Origin of the sequence: Mycoavidus cysteinexigens, assembly GCF_003966915.1 — a bacterium.
Lineage (GTDB): Bacteria > Pseudomonadota > Gammaproteobacteria > Burkholderiales > Burkholderiaceae > Mycoavidus > Mycoavidus cysteinexigens.
Genome location: NZ_AP018150.1, coordinates 203,157 through 220,345, shown reverse-complemented (window position 1 = coordinate 220,345; position 17,189 = coordinate 203,157). Strand labels below are relative to the sequence as shown.

General features: G+C 49.4%; 12 protein-coding genes. 6 read left to right on the top strand and 6 right to left on the bottom strand.

Annotation, left to right across the window (positions count from 1 at the left end; genetic code table 11):
• The first annotated feature begins 25 nt into the window (after nucleotides 1–25).
• A complete protein-coding gene (locus tag MCB1EB_RS00870; RefSeq protein ID WP_045363609.1) occupies nucleotides 26–1,105 on the top strand; it encodes a quinone-dependent dihydroorotate dehydrogenase in 1,080 nt (359 codons plus the stop codon).
• Here MCB1EB_RS00870 and MCB1EB_RS00865 read toward each other — a convergent pair.
• Nucleotides 1,081–1,299 carry a hypothetical protein gene (locus MCB1EB_RS00865; RefSeq protein ID WP_051214320.1) on the bottom strand — a complete coding sequence of 73 codons (219 nt, stop codon included), beginning with the start codon at nucleotides 1,297–1,299 and terminating at the stop codon, nucleotides 1,081–1,083. The two genes, MCB1EB_RS00870 and MCB1EB_RS00865, sit on opposite strands and share 25 nt — an antisense overlap.
• 27 nt (nucleotides 1,300–1,326) lie before the next feature.
• Complete coding sequence (locus MCB1EB_RS00860) at nucleotides 1,327–2,028, bottom strand: RpnC/YadD family protein (RefSeq protein WP_052393856.1); 702 nt, start codon at nucleotides 2,026–2,028, stop codon at nucleotides 1,327–1,329.
• A 197-nt stretch (nucleotides 2,029–2,225) separates the two neighbouring features.
• Between MCB1EB_RS00860 and MCB1EB_RS00855 the strand changes: the two genes are divergently transcribed.
• A complete protein-coding gene (locus MCB1EB_RS00855) occupies nucleotides 2,226–3,017 on the top strand; it encodes an IclR family transcriptional regulator (RefSeq protein ID WP_045363612.1) in 792 nt (263 codons plus the stop codon).
• Between the two features lie 76 nt (nucleotides 3,018–3,093).
• On the opposite strand, the gene hrpA is transcribed toward MCB1EB_RS00855, so the two are convergent.
• On the bottom strand, nucleotides 3,094–6,978 hold the full coding sequence (gene hrpA, locus MCB1EB_RS00850) for an ATP-dependent RNA helicase HrpA (protein WP_431311520.1): 3,885 nt from the start codon (nucleotides 6,976–6,978) through the stop codon (nucleotides 3,094–3,096).
• 175 nt (nucleotides 6,979–7,153) lie between these two features.
• Here hrpA and argA point away from each other — a divergent pair, with 175 nt between their 5' ends.
• The 4 genes from argA (at nucleotide 7,154) to galU (ending at nucleotide 12,670) form a co-directional block, all read left to right on the top strand.
• The gene (gene argA, locus MCB1EB_RS00845; protein WP_081953591.1) at nucleotides 7,154–8,512 is read left to right on the top strand and encodes an amino-acid N-acetyltransferase; all 1,359 of its coding nucleotides are present in this window, start codon (nucleotides 7,154–7,156) and stop codon (nucleotides 8,510–8,512) included.
• A 100-nt stretch (nucleotides 8,513–8,612) separates the two neighbouring features.
• A complete protein-coding gene (locus tag MCB1EB_RS00840) occupies nucleotides 8,613–8,888 on the top strand; it encodes an oxidative damage protection protein (RefSeq protein ID WP_026922127.1) in 276 nt (91 codons plus the stop codon).
• Between the two features lie 10 nt (nucleotides 8,889–8,898).
• On the top strand, nucleotides 8,899–11,739 hold the full coding sequence (locus tag MCB1EB_RS00835; RefSeq protein ID WP_045366038.1) for a valine--tRNA ligase: 2,841 nt from the start codon (nucleotides 8,899–8,901) through the stop codon (nucleotides 11,737–11,739).
• A 34-nt stretch (nucleotides 11,740–11,773) separates the two neighbouring features.
• Entirely contained in the window at nucleotides 11,774–12,670 is an 897-nt protein-coding gene (gene galU, locus MCB1EB_RS00830; RefSeq protein ID WP_026922129.1) for a UTP--glucose-1-phosphate uridylyltransferase GalU, read from the top strand.
• Nucleotides 12,671–12,785: 115 nt separating this feature from the next.
• On the opposite strand, the gene MCB1EB_RS00825 is transcribed toward galU, so the two are convergent.
• From MCB1EB_RS00825 to MCB1EB_RS00815, 3 genes are all read right to left on the bottom strand, one after another.
• Nucleotides 12,786–13,013, bottom strand: coding sequence for a sulfurtransferase TusA family protein (locus MCB1EB_RS00825; protein ID WP_026922130.1), 228 nt, complete (start codon nucleotides 13,011–13,013; stop codon nucleotides 12,786–12,788).
• A gap of 8 nt (nucleotides 13,014–13,021) precedes the next feature.
• Complete coding sequence (alaS, locus tag MCB1EB_RS00820) at nucleotides 13,022–15,688, bottom strand: alanine--tRNA ligase (RefSeq protein ID WP_045363616.1); 2,667 nt, start codon at nucleotides 15,686–15,688, stop codon at nucleotides 13,022–13,024.
• A gap of 144 nt (nucleotides 15,689–15,832) precedes the next feature.
• Nucleotides 15,833–17,137: an ABC transporter ATP-binding protein gene (locus tag MCB1EB_RS00815; RefSeq protein ID WP_126353812.1), complete on the bottom strand. Its 1,305-nt coding sequence runs from the start codon at nucleotides 17,135–17,137 to the stop codon at nucleotides 15,833–15,835.
• Nucleotides 17,138–17,189: the final 52 nt, after the last annotated feature.

Genomic DNA, 17,189 nt, shown 5'->3' with positions numbered 1-17,189 from the left:
AACTTTCATCATTTAATGGTCAATTGTGTTGAGTTCACTTTATCCATTTGCACGCTCATGTCTGTTCCGTATGGATGCAGAAACAGCGCATCATTTGACGCTTTCTATGTTGCGTACGGCTGGCCGTATTGGCTTCGCTAAACTCCCGGGTTTATGTACCGTCCACGCACCACGCACCGTCATGGGCCTCCATTTTGCTAACGCAGTGGGTCTAGCGGCAGGATTAGATAAGGACGGCGGCTGTATCGATGGCCTCGCTGCGCTTGGCTTTGGCTTTATTGAGGTAGGTACGGTAACGCCGCGGGCGCAACCTGGCAATCCGCGCCCGCGCTTATTTCGCTTGCCTGAGGCTGGGGCCTTGATCAATCGGATGGGGTTTAATAACGGCGGCGTTGAACAATTTGTAAAAAATGTTCAGGCGGCGCACTTTACAGGCGTACTTGGACTAAATATTGGCAAAAATGCTGACACTCCGCTTGAGCGGGCGGTTGATGATTATTTGTACTGCCTAGAAAGAGTGTATCCATTTGCCAGCTATGTAACGCTTAATATCTCATCGCCCAATACAAAAAATCTGCGTCAATTACAAGATAAGACGGCCCTTGACGCGTTACTGTCTACATTAAAAGACAAGCAACAACGCCTCGCCGACCAACATAAAAAATACGTGCCTTTGGTGTTAAAAATTGCGCCTGATCTTGATGATGAACAAATCAAATTAATCGCTGATTTGCTGCTACGCTACCGGATTGATGGAGTCATTGCAACCAATACTACATTAGCGCGCACATTGGTTAGCGAGCTTCAATATGCGGACGAAGCAGGAGGGTTATCCGGCAAACCGTTATTAGAGGCTTCTAATGCGGTTATTCGTCAGCTTTATGCCGCTTTAGGCGATGCGATTCCTATTATTGGCGTTGGCGGAATCTTTTCGGCAGAAGACGCGCGCGCAAAGCTGACCGCAGGCGCGTCACTCGTACAATTATATACAGGGCTGATTTATCAAGGCCCCGCACTAGTACGGGAATGTGCACAGGCGCTTGCAGAAACGCTATCCCCCGCCGCATCAAACGAAGCTCTTCAAAAAACTTCGTCGAGCGTTTGAGCGGTAAGAATACGTTGGCCCCACTGGCGCAAAGTCTTTATATTTGCCTTATCCAAGTAGCGCCGGTAAGGTTCGGTTAAAGCGCCAAACTTACTTTCTAATTGAGTTTTTAAAAACTCAGATTGGCCTCGCTGTAAACCTTCTGCAAGGCCCTGTTCTCTGCCGATGCGCTCGAAACTTATCATATACGGCATGTTACGTTCTCCTTCAAGCTGTTTAATTTAACTATTGTAGATAATTTCAAACTCTTTAGGCAATGTCAATACCCCTTCGATAAAATGACACAGATTGAAAATCGCTTCTCGCGTTAGCCCTTTTTGGTATAACTGCCGCATTAACGCAAATTTATGCTGGTAACGCGCATTCGGATCAGTACGCGTCTCTAACGCCGCAAGATGCGCGGCCACGATCGTGCCAAATGGGTTAGCGTGTTCTAATAAAGTGGCGCGTTGCGCTCGATAGTCGATGAGTTTGCTGGTTAGAAAGTGAAAATGGTTCACCTTATGACCGCAGACTTGCATCGGATAGCTTTTAGGGCGCCAGTTACAGCGCTCATCGGTTAAAACCGCCATCGTGAGGACCGGCTGTCGGTAACGATCATATAAGCGGTAAAAATATTCAAAAAGCCGCTGCGCAAAGTCAACCTCATAGTGGCCCTGAAACTCGACATGTAATAGCACGAAGCAGGTTGCCCCACTTTTTAAGCGCACTCTAAGCAATTTATCTACGAACTTTTTGCCCACTTGGCTTTTTACGCTCAGGCTTTGCAGCTCCTTATCCAACGTTTGATACTGGGCGTCCCAGGCAATTTGAGCCGCAATTTCCTGGTAGAAAAATTGCATGAACTCTCGAAAGTAGACATCTAATGCGCCCTTCCAGGCTTCATCGGCATGGGAACGGGGCGTACTGATTAAATTCGCCATTAGAATTTTTTAAGAACTCAGTGAATGGATGATTTAATCTACTGTATATGCTCGGCTTTGATTTTGATATATACCAAAAGGTTATAGTGTGTGCCGGCCTCAAGCATGAAGCTCCCGCCCCCAATATAAATCAAACGCAAAGACAATGCTCTTATGGTATAAGAAGAGCTCTCTTTTCATTCTTTTTGCACAAGCCAATGAGCGATAGTCATTCGCCAACCAAAACTTCGATTCAGGTGATTGAACGTATGATGTGGTTGTTAGACGCACTTGCCACACATGCTAAACCCGTTAGCCTAAAAGAACTGGCTCAGCAGACTCAATTGCATCCATCCACCGCGCACCGAATTTTGAACGATATGGTGAGCTGTCGCTTTGTGGATCGTTCCGAGCCAGGGATATATCGACTTGGGATGCGGTTATTGGAATTGGGTAATTTAGTTAAAGCGCGGCTCTCAGTACGCGATACCGCACTGGGACCTATGCACGAGCTGCGCCAACTCACCGGACAAACGATTAACCTGTCAGTCCGCCAAGGGGATGAAATTGTTTATATTGAACGAGCTTATAGCGAGCGTTCAGGGATGCAAGTCGTACGCTCTATTGGCGCGCGGGCGCCTCTCCATTTGACTTCGGTGGGCAAACTTTTTCTTGCCATGGATGAAGCAGAAAACGTACAGGCTTATATCGCCCGCACTGGATTAGCCGGCCACACGCAAAATAGCATTACCCATTCAGCTAAGCTCGCCCGTGAGCTAGAACATGTACGCCAACATGGCTATGCGCGTGATAATGAAGAACTTGAGCTAGGCGTGCGTTGTGTTGCAGCAGGCATTCATGATGATACGAACCAATTGGTTGCTGGGCTATCGCTTTCCGCACCTGCTGACCGCATGCAAAATGCTTGGCTCGCCCAGCTTAGTGAAACAGCGTCACGCATTTCACGCCTGCTCGGCTATCAAAAAGAAGCCGAAGATCACGCTCAGTAACGACCACGCACCAACCTGAGTGCGCGCTTTCAAGCCACATATTTTAGATAAAAAATTAGCAGTGGCAGGACGTTATTTAGCGCTCGATCGACTCCCAAACTGTATGCAGCCGTTTGATTGAGACCGGCATAGGAGTGCGTAGCTCCTGTGCGAAAAGCGATACGCGCAACTCTTCGAGCAACCAGCGAAAAGCTTGTAATTGTGGATCAACGGCATCGGCGCTTTGACGCCGCTGTGCCTGGGTGCGTGAATAACGCACCTGTAATGGAGAAAATTCAGTCCAAAGCCGTGCATCTCTCACGGCATCATTTTTTAATTTATCGCTGCGTAACGCTATCGCTTGTAAGTAGCGAGGGAAATGAACCAGCTGCTCATAAGGCGTGTCGGTCAAAAAATATTTCCCCATCAAAGCGTGTAATTGCTGCGTCATATCCGTATGGGCAGCCGTAAAGCTTTTTACTGAAGCGAGTTTTTTTACTACGGTTGTGTAAACCGTAAAAATTTGCGCCGCTAAGCGGCTAATTTCTTGAGCAAGTAGTGTAAAGCGGCTGCGCCCTTCATCGCAGCGTGTTGCAAAAGTTGTTGCATCGGTAGGTAATGGCTCGCGCAAGCACGCGCGCTCAAGCGCACATGTAATAATTTGCGCGCGCAGTTCATCTGCGGTGCCAAGCGGCATGTATTGCATCGCCATTTGCTGAAAGTTGGGTAGATTTTTCTCGATAAAACGAATGGCGTCACGCAATTGTAGTGTAAAAAGCCGCCGTAAACCGGTCCGATGAACACGCACAGCCTTTTGCGGTAAATCAAAAAGCTCCAGGTCGCAAACCTCACCGCGATCAACCAGCGCTGGATAGCCCATCAAAGTTTCACCGTCGCGCTCAATCTCCATGATTTCTGGCAAGCTGCCAAAACTCCAGTGAGTTAAGTTTTTGTAATGAACCGTCGGCGCCACCGATTTTTGCACTTCTTGGTGATTTTCTGCGTTGACTTTTTCTGCGGTCGCGCCAGTTATTGTTTTAACCGCAATTTTCTGGAAACTCTGCTGCGCTTGAGCCCCTAATTCGGCCCGCAATTGTGCAAGATTGCGGCCTGCGGCAAGCTGCCGGCCATATTCATCGATCACCTTGAAATTCATGAAAAGATGCGCCGGCAAGGTCTCAAGTTTAAAATCCGTAGGATGCAAAGTGAGCTGTTTTTGCGCGCGAATATCCGCACTTAGCGCCCCAATTAAATCGCCCACACCAAACGTTGCACGCTCAACAAAACTAGCCGCATAAGCTGGCAGAGGAATGCAATGCCGGCGCAATTTTTGCGGCAATGATTTAAGTAATAAATGAACTTTTTCTTTAAGCATCCCCGCAACTAACCATTCGCAACCATGTGCATCGACTTGGTTTAAAGCAAAAATGGGCACCGCCAAAGTCACCCCATCTCGTGGCGAGCCTGGCTCAAAGTGATATGACACCGCCATTTCAATGCCTGCCAGGGTCAGTTTTTTGGGAAAGAGCTCAGTGGTCACGCCCGCGGCTTCATGCCGCATGAGGTCATCGCGGCTTAAGAAAAGTAGCTTTTCGTTTTTAACTTGTTTACCACGCAGCGCTTGACGATACCAATGCTCAAAATCAGCTCCCGTATAAATATCAGCCGGAATAGCCTGGTTATAAAAAGCATAAATCAATTCATCGTCAATCAAAATATCTTGCCGCCGAGAACGATGTTCAAGTTGCTCAATTTCAGCGATCAATTGCCGATTATGTTTAAAAAATGGCAATTTAGTGTCAAATTCGCCTTCAACCAAGGCGGCACGGATAAAAATATCCCGTGCTTGCTGCGCAGCCTGCGCCGACTGTTTCCCAAAACTTATGCGGCGGCGATGATAAACCGTTAAGCCATATAATGTTGCGCGCTCGAAGGCGACAACCTGGGCGGCTTTCTTTTCCCAGTGTGGTTCACCGATGGAGCGCCGCAGCAAATGTGCGCCGGCACGCTCAACCCAAGTTGGCTCGATGATTGCGATGGTGCGCGCAAATAAGCGGCTAGTCTCAACTAACTCAGCCGCCATCATCCAGCGCCCGGCTTTTTTGGCTAAATGAGAACCAGGCCACAGATGAAATTTAATGCTACGAGCACCCAAATAATGAGGTTCACTCTCAGCTTTAAGTCCAAGATTTCCCAATAACCCGCTTAACAAAGACAGATGGATTTGTTCAAACGTTGCGTTTGCCTGGTTAATCCGCCAGCTTTGCTGCCCCACAACGGTTAACAGTTGACTATGCACCTCACGCCATTCACGTAAACGTAAATGTGACAGGAAGTTGGCGCGACATAGATCCAGCAACTGCCGGTTTGATTTTTTATGCGTCAACGCTTCGTCGAACCACTGCCAGATTTTTAGAAAAGATAAAAATTCTGATTTAGGATCAGCAAATTTACGGTGGGCGGCATCCGCCGCGCTCTGTTGCTCGAGCGGACGATCGCGTGGGTCTTGGACCGACAAGGCACTCGCGATAATCAATATCTCGTGCAAAGCGTGTTGTTCTTGCGCCGCAAGAATCATCCGACCGATGCGCGGGTCCAACGGCAATTTCGCCAGCGCTTGGCCCACCGCTGTCAACTCATGGGCGTTATCCACCGCGCCTAATTCAGCCAATAACTGATAGCCATCGGCAATAGCCTTAGCCGGCGGTGGTTCAAGAAAAGGAAATTTCTCGACCTCAGCTAAGTGTAGCGACTTCATTTTTAAAATGACGGCCGCCAGTGAAGAGCGCAAAATTTCTGGATCAGTAAAGCGCGGCCGCAATTGCCAATCCGCTTCATCGTATAAACGAATACAGATGCCATCCGCCACTCGCCCGCAACGACCCGCGCGTTGTTGTGCGGCAGCTTGCGAAATTGGCTCAATGCGTAATTGTTCGACCTTATTGCGATAAGAATAGCGCTTAACCCGCGCTAAGCCGGTATCGATTACATAACGGATACCAGGCACCGTTAACGAAGTTTCAGCTACGTTCGTGGCAAGCACAATCCTACGCGCATTGCCTGCTTTAAATACACGCTCTTGCTCAGTCATTGAGAGACGTGCAAATAGAGGCAAAATTTCTGTATGTGCCGGGTGATGTTGGCGCAGCGCTTGCGCTGTATCACGAATTTCACGCTCGCCCGGCAAAAATACCAGTACATCGCCAGACCCTGCGCGCGCGAGTTCATCAACCGCATCCACTATAGCGTCGGTCAAGTCACGCCCAGCAGCCCCTCCCTTTTCAAGTTTATCGGGCTCAGTCGCGGGCGTCTTACGCGCTGGCTCATCCGCTCCCCGTCGGACCTCTTGTTGCAGCGGGCGATAACGTATTTCAACGGGGTACAGGCGGCCACTTACTTCAATCACTGGCGCATTAACCCCCGCGTGACTAAAGTGTTTTGCAAAACGCTCAGCATCTAATGTAGCGGAGGTAATGATTAACTTTAAATCCGGCCGACGCGGCAGAATTTCTTTTAGATAGCCCAATAAAAAATCTATATTTAGGCTGCGCTCATGCGCTTCATCAATAATTAAGGTGTCATAAGCGCGCAGCAGAGGATCCGATTGCGTCTCAGCTAACAAAATACCATCCGTCATCAGTTTGACGGATGTGCTGCGACTGAGCTTGTCAGTAAAACGAACTTTATAGCCGACGACCTCTCCCACTGGCGTTTGTAGCTCTTGCGCAATGCGCCGTGCGGTAGCACTCGCCGCCAGACGCCGTGGCTGAGTATGGCCAATCAGCCCCTTGCCGCCTGCGCCTAAACCACGTCCAAGCGTCAGACAAATTTTGGGTAATTGGGTGGTTTTGCCAGAACCGGTCTCACCGCACACAATCACGACCTGATGCGCGGCAATGGCGGCCGCAATCACGGCGCGTTTGCCCGATACCGGCAATTCAGCAGGAAACTCAATCGGCGGCAAGCGACTCGCTAACCCTATGTCAGTTTCTTGCGCGAGCGCGGGCTTTTCCTGTAACGAAGGGGGAACAACTATCGACAATTTGCTAAAACCTGAGTAGTTTGCTTGAGACATAAATCTCAAGCCACGATTCAATCACTGAATGAAGCATTATAATCTGCGCATGAATTCTTTTAGCTCCTTTACTAACGACAAAATGCCCCCTCAGAAAGTGTCTGATGAAATAAATGAGAAAGCGCTCGAAATTGCTGATCAACAAGCTCGTTTTGTTGATTGGCTACGTTCTGTCGCACCTTATATCCATGCTTTTCACAATAAAACTTTTGTGGTCGCATTTGGTGGCGAGCTGGTGCAGCGGGGAGCGCTTAACGCCTTAATTCAAGATATTGCTTTTCTGCATGCCATGGGGATGCAAATTGTGCTCGTGCATGGCTCACGCCCACAGGTTGAAGAGCAATTACGCTTGCATCAAGTTGAATCATCGTTCTTTAATGGGATGCGCATTACGGATGCAGATGCCCTTGAATCCGCCAAGGAAGCCGCCGGCGAAGTGCGCCTAGATATCGAAGCGGCCATCAGTCAAGGACTACCCAATACGCCCATGGCTCATGCGCATATTAGCGTGGTTTCAGGCAATTTTGTCACGGCGCGGCCAGTAGGTATTTTAGATGGGGTGGATTTTCAGCACACGGGCATTGTGCGTAAAATCGATGCCAACTCAATTCATCACTCTCTCTCTCATCGTAAATTAGTGCTGCTCTCACCCTTGGGTTTCTCGCCCACCGGGGAAGCATTTAATTTGTCGATGGAAGATGTTGCTTCGTCTGCCGCAGTTGCACTGCATGCAGACAAGCTTATTTATCTGACCTCGATGCCAGGGATTGTCGAGGATAGCGATTTACAACGCGAATTGTCGCTTAACGAAGCTCAGCAGCTCCAAACTTCAAACACCTTAGATACTGAGACAGCAACTTATCTAACCCATGCAATTCGCGCGTGCCGCGGGGGTGTGACGCGTGTGCATTTAATTCCCTTCACGTTGGATGGCAGCATTTTGCTTGAGCTTTTCACTCATGATGGCGTCGGTTCGATGATTTCCGATAAAAATTTGGAAAGTCTGCGCGAAGCGGTAATCGATGATGTTGGCGGGATTTTGCAGTTGATTGAACCACTCGAATCTGATGGTACTCTGGTGCGGCGCGGACGTACTCAAATTGAACGGGATATTAATTATTTCTCCGTCATAGAGCATGATGGCGTGCTTTTTGGCTGTGCTGCGTTGTATCCATACCCGCAAGAAAAATTAGGCGAAATGGCGTGTTTAAGCGTCGCCTCAGACTCCCAAGGAGTCGGCGACGGTGAACGACTGCTAAAACATATTGAGCAACGGGCGCGGGCGCAGGGACTTACGCGTATATTCGTGTTAACGACCCGCACCGAACACTGGTTTTTAAAACGGGGGTTTAGAAAAGCCAGCATTGATAACTTGCCTGAAGATCGCCGCCGCCTTTATAACTGGCAACGTAAATCGTTGGTGCTGATGAAGCAGCTTTAACCAGCGGAAAATGCCTGCATAAAATATAGGTAGGTTATACATTGCAGGTCCAGCGCACCTGCTCCCTACCCTTAGACATTAATTTAATAGGATGTACTTTATGACTCGTACCGTTTATTGCGTAAAACTTGGCAAACAAGCTGATGGCCTTGATTTCCCACCTCTGCCGGGAGAATTAGGTCAACGCATTTATCAAAATATATCGAAAGAAGCCTGGCAAAGCTGGCTTAAACAGCAAACCATGCTGATTAACGAAAATCGTCTCAATATGGCCGATGCACGCGCGCGCCAATATTTACTCAAACAAACCGAGAAATTCTTTTTTGGCGAAGGTGCAGATACAGCCTCTGGCTATGTGCCCCCCGAAAATGCTTGAGAATATTGTAATGAATAAGATTGACACCACGCTAAGCAAAAGTTTTGAGCCCCACGCCATCGAAGCCCACTGGCGGCCGCAGTGGGAACAAAAAGGTTACGCCAAACCCACGTTCTCGCCTGGGTGTGAAGATTTTTCGATTTTACTGCCGCCCCCCAACGTCACAGGCACGCTGCATATGGGGCATGCGTTTAATCAAACGATTATGGATAGCCTGACGCGTTATCATCGAATGCAGGGTGCCAACACGCTTTGGGTACCCGGCACCGATCATGCCGGGATTGCCACTCAGCTTGTGGTCGAGCGCCAACTCAAGCAACATAATCTGTCGCGCCATGAACTTGGCCGACAGGCGTTTGTTGAACGAGTTTGGGCTTGGAAAGAAACTTCTGGCTCGATCATTACCCAGCAAATCAAACGTCTAGGCGCTTCGACTGATTGGAGCCGTGAGTATTTCACGATGAGTCCGCATATGTCGCAAGCGGTGGTCGAAGTATTCGTCCGTTTATATGAGCAGGGATTGATTTATCGTGGCAAAAGATTGGTTAATTGGGATCCCAAGTTAGGCACTGCCGTCTCCGATTTAGAAGTGATCAGCACCGAAGAAGATGGCTCGCTTTGGCATATCCGCTATCCTCTGGTTGACGATAGCTCTACTTACTTGACGGTCGCCACCACCCGTCCAGAGACCATGCTGGGCGACGCAGCCCTTATGGTGCACCCACAAGACGAGCGCTATCAAGCCTTTATTGGCAAAATGGTGCGACTGCCGTTGAGTGAGCGCGAGATCCCGGTGATTGCGGATGATTATGTGGACCCTACTTTTGGTAGCGGCGTAGTTAAAGTAACGCCAGCCCACGATTTTAACGATTACCAAGTCGGCCAACGGCACCAACTGCCACTCATCAATATTTTTACGCTTGACGCTAAAATTAATGAGAACGCCCCGGCCCGCTGGCGCGGCCTTGAGCAGCACGAGGCGCGGCGCTTGATTGTCGCCGAGCTTGAAGTCCAAGGACTGCTCGCTGCCGTCAAACCCCATAAATTAATGGTGCCACGCGGCGATCGGACGCAAGCGGTGATTGAACCTATGCTGACAGATCAATGGTTTGTCGCGGTGAATAAACCGGCCCCTGCCGGTAGCCTGCACCCGGGTCAGTCAATGGCTGCCACTGCGATTGAAGCCGTGCGCCAAGGGAAAATTAAATTTACTCCGGAGAATTGGTCCAATACTTACTATCAATGGCTGGAAAACATTCAAGACTGGTGTATCTCTCGGCAACTTTGGTGGGGCCATCAAATTCCCGCTTGGTATGGTGCAGAGGGACAAATTTATGTTGCACGCAATGAAGATGAAGCGCGTGAAGAAGCCCGTGCGCAGGGCTATACTGGGCCACTGACGCGGGATGCGGATGTGCTAGATACCTGGTTTTCGTCAGCCTTAGTGCCTTTTTCAGCCCATGGTTGGCCCAATCAGACTAAAGAGCTAGCGCATTTTCTGCCCTCCTCCGTGCTCGTCACCGGCTTTGATATTATTTTTTTCTGGGTCGCGCGCATGGTGATGTTGACCCAACATTTTACTGGCCAAGTCCCGTTTCATACCGTTTATATACACGGCCTTGTACGGGATGCCAATGGCCAGAAAATGTCAAAATCAAAAGGCAATATACTCGATCCAATCGATTTGATCGATGGCATCGACCTAGACGCACTGATTGCCAAACGTTTAGCCAGTTCGCAAGATCCCCAGCAGGCGGCTGAGCTTGAACAAAAAACCCGCGCCGAATTTCCGCATGGCATTCCGTCCTTTGGCACAGATGCGTTGCGCTTTACTTTCGCCTCACTGGCAACCCCGGGGCGCAATATTAATTTTGCGCTCGCCCGCTGCGAAGGGTATCGTAATTTTTGTAACAAGCTGTGGAACGCGACGCGCTTTGTGTTGATGAATTGCGAAGACCAAGACAGCAGCATAAATTTAGCGCATAACGAATCATCGCTAGCAGATCGTTGGATTCTCTCTTTACTGCAACAAGTCACGGACGAAATCGACAAAGGCTTTACTGAATTACGCTTCGATCTTATTGCAAACGCTTTATACAAATTTGTCTGGGACGAATACTGCGATTGGTACCTTGAATTCGCTAAGGTGCAACTGCAAACGGGAACGCCAGCCCAACAACAAAATACACGGTATACGTTGTTATATGTACTTGAAACCGTTTTGCGGCTAGCGCATCCGATTATTCCTTTTATCACCGAAGCACTGTGGCAAAAAGTCGCGCCACTGGCTGGCCGCTATCCGACTCCCGCTGCGTCGGAAGAAGCTTCTATCATGGTCCAGCCGTATCCTCGCGCACTAAAAGAAAAAGTCGATTTAGCCGCGGAACAATGGGCGACGCAACTCAAAGCCGTGATCGATGCATGTCGCAATTTGCGCAGTGAAATGAATCTCGGGCCGGCGCAGCGGGTACCGCTTTTCGCCAGCGGCGATACTCAATTACTCACCACCTTCGCGCCTTATGTGCGCGCCCTCGCGCGTCTCTCTGAAGTCACTCTCAGCGCGGATGAGGCAACTCTGGACGCCGCCACGGCCGGCGCTCCCGTGGCACTGGTTGGGGCGCTGAAACTCGCCCTAAAAGTTGAAATTGACATCGGCGCTGAACACGCGCGCCTCACCAAGGAAGTGCAACGAATTGAGCTAGAAATCTCAAAATGTAACGCTAAGCTACAAAATAATCACTTTGTTGCAAAAGCACCTGCAGAGGTAGTTGAACTCGAAAGAAAAAGGCTGTCAGAATACGCGTTAATACTCTCTAAGCTGAATACTCAGCTAACCCGGCTCGCCGGCTGAGCCTTATTTTGAATCGTCTGAAAGGATCGTAGTAATGTTAAAAGTCACTAAAGCAGTATTTCCCGTCGCAGGTCTTGGCACGCGCTTTTTGCCTGCAACTAAGGCCAGCCCCAAAGAGATGCTGCCGATTGTCGACAAACCGTTAATTCAATATGCGGTCGAAGAAGCTATCGCGGCTGGGATTACCGAAATGATCTTCGTGACTGGGCGCGGCAAGCGCGCAATTGAAGACCATTTTGATAAATCCTATGAAATTGAGGCTGCGCTTGAAGCGCATGGCAAAAAAAAATTGCTTGAAATCGTGCGCGGTATCAAACCGGCTCATATTAATTGCTTTTATGTGCGCCAACCTGAAGCGCTGGGCCTGGGCCATGCGATTTTATGCGCGGAAAAATTAGTTGGCGACAGCCCATTTGCCATCTTACTGGCAGATGATTTATTAGATGGCGCGCAACCGATTTTGAAGCAAATGATAGAAAAATTTAACCACTATCACAGCTCATTAATTGGAGTTGAGGAGATTCCACCTGAAGATTCACGCTCATATGGCGTGATAGAAGGCAAAGAATGGGAAGACAACATCATTAATTTATCCGGCATCGTCGAAAAACCTGCACCAGAGGAGGCTCCCTCTAGCCTTGGGGTAGTCGGCCGCTATGTTTTAAAGCCGCGCATTTTCGATCACCTGCGAGCGCTGCGCCCAGGCGCCGGCGGTGAATTGCAACTGACCGACGCGATTCAATCTTTAATGCAAGATGAACAAGTTCTTGCCTATCGTTATAAAGGCACGCGCTTTGATTGCGGCAGTAAATTGGGCTACCTAAAAGCAACCGTCGAATTCGCTTTACGCCATCCAGAAGTGAAAGATGAATTTGAGGCCTATTTACATGCACGTATGCCAATGCTGGCAGAAATGGATGCCAAGGCCTAAGAGTTTTCGTCTAAGTTACATGAACTTATTCGACTTGATCGAATTTATAAGGGTGAGCGCTTTTACAGGACGAGCGTCAGCCCTAAATCAAGGCGGCTAACCAACGACGTTGGACCTAACGTCGACGCATCAAAAAAGTAAAAACTTTATCCTGCGTCGATACTTCAATTATTTGATTACCGGTTTGCTTCGCAAACGCAGCAAAATCACGGGGCGCGCCAGGATCAGTTGCGAGCACTTTTAAAATCTGCCCGCTTTGCATATCAGCGAGCGCTTTTTTGGCGCGCAAAATCGGCAATGGGCAGATTAGCCCACGTGCATCAACTTCTTTATCAAAATGCAGCGCTTGCTTCATAATTGGTGCTCAACCCACTCCTTCACGGTAGCCAGTGCTGCGGGCAAAGCCGCTGGATGGGTGCCACCGGCCTGCGCCATATCCGCGCGACCGCCGCCTTTGCCGCCGACTTGCTGCGCAACAAAATTAACCAGCGCGCCGGCTTTAATTTTGCTATTCACCTGCGGCGTTACACCAGCAATTAGGTTGACTTTGCCGCTATTCACACTCCCTAATACAATCACCGCATTGATTAATTTATTTTTTAATTTATCTACTGACTCACGTAATATTTGCGTATCAGCGCCATCAAGTTGGGCAGATAACACATTGACTTCGCCCACTTTGACTGCCAGCGCCGCCAATACATCGAGTTGCTGGCCAACCAATCTTGATTTTAATTGCATCAGCTCTTTTTCAAGCGTTTTAGAGTATTCTTGGAGTTGTCCAATGCGCTGATTAAGCTCGGCAGGTTGTGCTTTTAATAAGTCAGCGGCACTAGAAATGCGCTCATCCAAGGCTTGCACAAAATGCAGCGCTTGCACTCCAGTAATCGCCTCAATGCGCCTAATGCCAGCTGCCACACCGCCTTCAAAAACAATCTTAAATAAACCAATATCGCCAGTACGGGCAACGTGTGTACCGCCACATAATTCACGCGAAAAGCCAATCTCGAGCACCCGCACCTGATCACTATATTTTTCGCCAAATAACGCCATCGCGCCACTTTTTAGCGCATCATCATAGGCCATTGTCTGCGCCTGGGTTGGCGCATTACGCAGAATTTCTGCATTCACAATGGTCTCGATGCTTTGAATTTCAGCTTGGCTGAGCGGGGCATGATGAGAAAAATCAAAGCGCGTCTTATCCGCGTCAACCAGCGAACCTCTTTGCTGCACATGCTCCCCAAGTACGTCGCGTAGCGCTTTATGCAGTAAATGGGTGGCTGAATGATTACGCATTATGTGTAGGCGGCGCTGACTATTTACCACCGCCTGCACCACATCACCCAGCTTTAATTCGCCTTGCTCAAGCAAACCATGGTGACCGATGACTTCCGCCTGAATTTTTGCCGTATCCGTGACCACAAAATGCACGCCCTCAGCCTGCCCTGCGCTGCTTTGCATCAATGTGCCTTGGTCGCCCGCTTGGCCACCTGATTCTGCATAAAATGGCGTGGCGTCAAGCACCACAATACCACTTTGTCCCGCTTGCAAACGTGGGCTAGAAACTCCATCTAAATAAAGTGCCGTAATTCTCGCCTCAGCTATGTTAAGCGCCTCATATCCCTTGAAAAGGGTTTTAGTTCCGCTATACCCAAGCGCGCTTGACAGATTAAATTTACCTGCGGCCCGAGCTTGTTCACGCTGACGCTGCATCGCTGCATCAAAAGCAGCTGCATCGACTTGCACCCCTCTCTCACGACATACATCAGCGGTCAAGTCGAGTGGAAAACCATAGGTATCATGGAGCTTGAAGGCGATCTCCCCCGCGAGCGCAATTGAATCCGGCTGGGCTTGAACGCTCGCCGCGTTAGCTTGGAGCTCATTGAGCGCGGTTTCAAGTAGCTGCATGCCATGCGAGATCGTCTCAAAAAAACGCTCCTCTTCTTGACGCAGCACATCGGTCACCCGCTCTTGTGCAGCGCTCAGCTCTGGATACGCCGACCCCATTTCAGCAACCAGATCTTGCACTAGCTTATGAAAAAATGGTTGGACGCAACCCAACTTATAACCATGGCGGATCGCACGCCGAATAATCCGGCGCAAGACATAACCGCGGCCTTCATTACTGGCAATCACGCCATCAGTAATCAAAAAGGCGCAGGCGCGAATATGGTCAGCAATAACTTTAAGCGAGTTATTCTTTATATCAGGAACTCCGGTTTCACGCGCCGCGGCCCGAATCAATACCTGAAATAAATCGATTGCATAATTACTATGCACGTTCTGCAAAACGGCGGCGATGCGCTCCAGACCCATGCCCGTATCTACGCACGGTTTAGGCAATGGCGTCATAACGCCTTGCTGATCCCGATTGTATTGCATGAAAACCAAGTTCCAGATTTCAATATAGCGATCACCATCCTCATCCGGGGAACCGGGTGGCCCACCGTCAACCTCAGGGCCGTGATCATAAAAAATTTCGGAGCAAGGTCCGCACGGACCCGTGTCGGCCATCTGCCAAAAATTATCAGACGCATAACGCGCCCCTTTGTTGTCACCGATGCGCACAATCCGCGCGGCCGGCACGCCAATTTCTTGCGCCCAAATCTGATAGGCCTCATCGTCTTCTTGGTAGACGGTAACCCACAGTTTTTCTGGCGGCAATTGATAAACTTGAGTTAACAACTGCCAGGCAGATTGGATCGCCTCGCGCTTGAAATAATCACCAAATGAAAAATTGCCAAGCATTTCAAAAAAGGTGTGATGCCGCGCGGTATACCCTACATTCTCTAGGTCATTATGTTTGCCGCCGGCGCGCACACAACGTTGGGAGCTAGTAGCACGCACATAAGGACGCGCATCCGTGCCAAGGAAAACTTCCTTGAATTGCACCATGCCAGAGTTGGTAAACAATAATGTTGGATCGTTAGCAGGGATCAAACTCGAGGAGCGGACAATCGTGTGTTTCTTTGATTCAAAGAAGCGTAAAAATTTCTCGCGGATTTCGGCAGCTTTCATAACGGCAGGGGTAGATATACGGTAAAACGTAATGGGTTTTAGTAAGCTATAGATTATACGAGATAGCATACTCGTTTCCGATGCGATCAAACACTCATCGGCATCTTCAATCGCCAGCCGCGCGTAGAGCTAGCTAGATTTTTTTCAATCATCTTCTAAACTGAAGGCCTCAGATTGATCGTCGTAAGAAAAAATTTCTGCGTAGCGGCCCCAATTGATGACTGCGTCCAGCGTCTGTTCAGCCGCGCTGTCCGATAAAAAATCCTCTAATTCTTGCTCAAATCGCACACGTGGCGCGCGGCGGCCAGGTCTCTCATGCAAGACACGTTTAATCCAAGCAGCCAGCGGTACATTGCGCAACAAATGCTCAGCAAAGAGCTTTTTGCGTTCCTGAGTACCGTACTCAGCAAATTTCTTGCCGGGCTGCGTGAGCAAAATATCGCCTTCGCGGACATCTGCAAAACCCAGGTATTGCATCATTTCAGCGACGGGAAATAGATCATCCACTTCAAGGTGAAGAGTGCGCGCAATTTCAGGCAAATCTGCTTTACCTCCGTAGGGAGGCGCCGCGACTGTTTCGATCAGACCCGCCATCAAGTTAGTGGAGACTTCTGGCAACCAACTCCCCAAGGTTAAACCTTTACGCATTGCGTCGGCACTCGGGCGAGCCGTCATGCGCGCATAAATATCATCAACCAAGCGCCTAAAAGCCGGGTCAAGCCGGTTACGTGGATGCTTAAAAGGTACCGGAATTTCAGCCATAACCCGGCCGGGATTGGAGGACAGCACTAAAATACGGTCGCACATAAAGACCGCCTCTTCTACATTGTGCGTGACGATCAATACGGCTTTAATGGGTAAGCTTTTTTCACTCCATAAATCCAATAAATCAGTCCGCAAAGTCTCGGCCGTCAATACATCAAGCGCTGAAAATGGCTCATCCATTAACAGTAAAGTTGGGTTAACCACGAGCGCCCGCGCAAACCCTACGCGTTGCCGCATCCCACCTGATAACTCACGCGGATAAGCGCTTTCAAAACCATCTAGGCCAATTAGATCAATCGCAGCAAGCGCGCGTTGGCGTCGTTCACGCGCGCTCACCCCAAGCGCCTCCAACCCAGCTTCGACGTTTTGCAACACGGTCAGCCAAGGAAATAGCGCAAACGTCTGAAACACCATCGCAACCCCCTCAGCCGGGCCAGTCAAGGGTTTGCCTAAATACTCAATTTCACCGCCGCTGGGTTCGATCAAACCCGCAATCAGACGCAGCAAAGTCGATTTGCCAGACCCCGAACGGCCAAGCAAGCCAACAATTTCACCACTTTTTAAGGTTAGGCTTGCACCATCAAGTACCAGTAGCTCTCCCTGCGATTTTTTAAAACCGCGCCGTACATTGGTTACGCGCAAAATTTCATCAGGTTGATTGAGGGCTGAATTGTGCATGGGCATCTATATATAAATCTTTCTAAAATGAAGCAAAATGAAGCGGCCGCTTAGCGCT

Excerpts from the sequence above, each read along its gene's own strand:
- MCB1EB_RS00835 (WP_045366038.1), top strand. The coding sequence starts at position 8,899 with ATGAATAAGATTGACACCACGCTAAGCAAAAGTTTTGAGCCCCACGCC.
- MCB1EB_RS00855 (WP_045363612.1), top strand. The coding sequence starts at position 2,226 with ATGAGCGATAGTCATTCGCCAACCAAAACTTCGATTCAGGTGATTGAA.
- MCB1EB_RS00840 (WP_026922127.1), top strand. The coding sequence starts at position 8,613 with ATGACTCGTACCGTTTATTGCGTAAAACTTGGCAAACAAGCTGATGGC.
- MCB1EB_RS00860 (WP_052393856.1), bottom strand. The coding sequence starts at position 2,028 with ATGGCGAATTTAATCAGTACGCCCCGTTCCCATGCCGATGAAGCCTGG.
- MCB1EB_RS00865 (WP_051214320.1), bottom strand. The coding sequence starts at position 1,299 with ATGCCGTATATGATAAGTTTCGAGCGCATCGGCAGAGAACAGGGCCTT.
- MCB1EB_RS00815 (WP_126353812.1), bottom strand. The coding sequence starts at position 17,137 with ATGCCCATGCACAATTCAGCCCTCAATCAACCTGATGAAATTTTGCGC.
- alaS (WP_045363616.1), bottom strand. The coding sequence starts at position 15,688 with ATGAAAGCTGCCGAAATCCGCGAGAAATTTTTACGCTTCTTTGAATCA.
- argA (WP_081953591.1), top strand. The coding sequence starts at position 7,154 with ATGCCCCCTCAGAAAGTGTCTGATGAAATAAATGAGAAAGCGCTCGAA.
- galU (WP_026922129.1), top strand. The coding sequence starts at position 11,774 with ATGTTAAAAGTCACTAAAGCAGTATTTCCCGTCGCAGGTCTTGGCACG.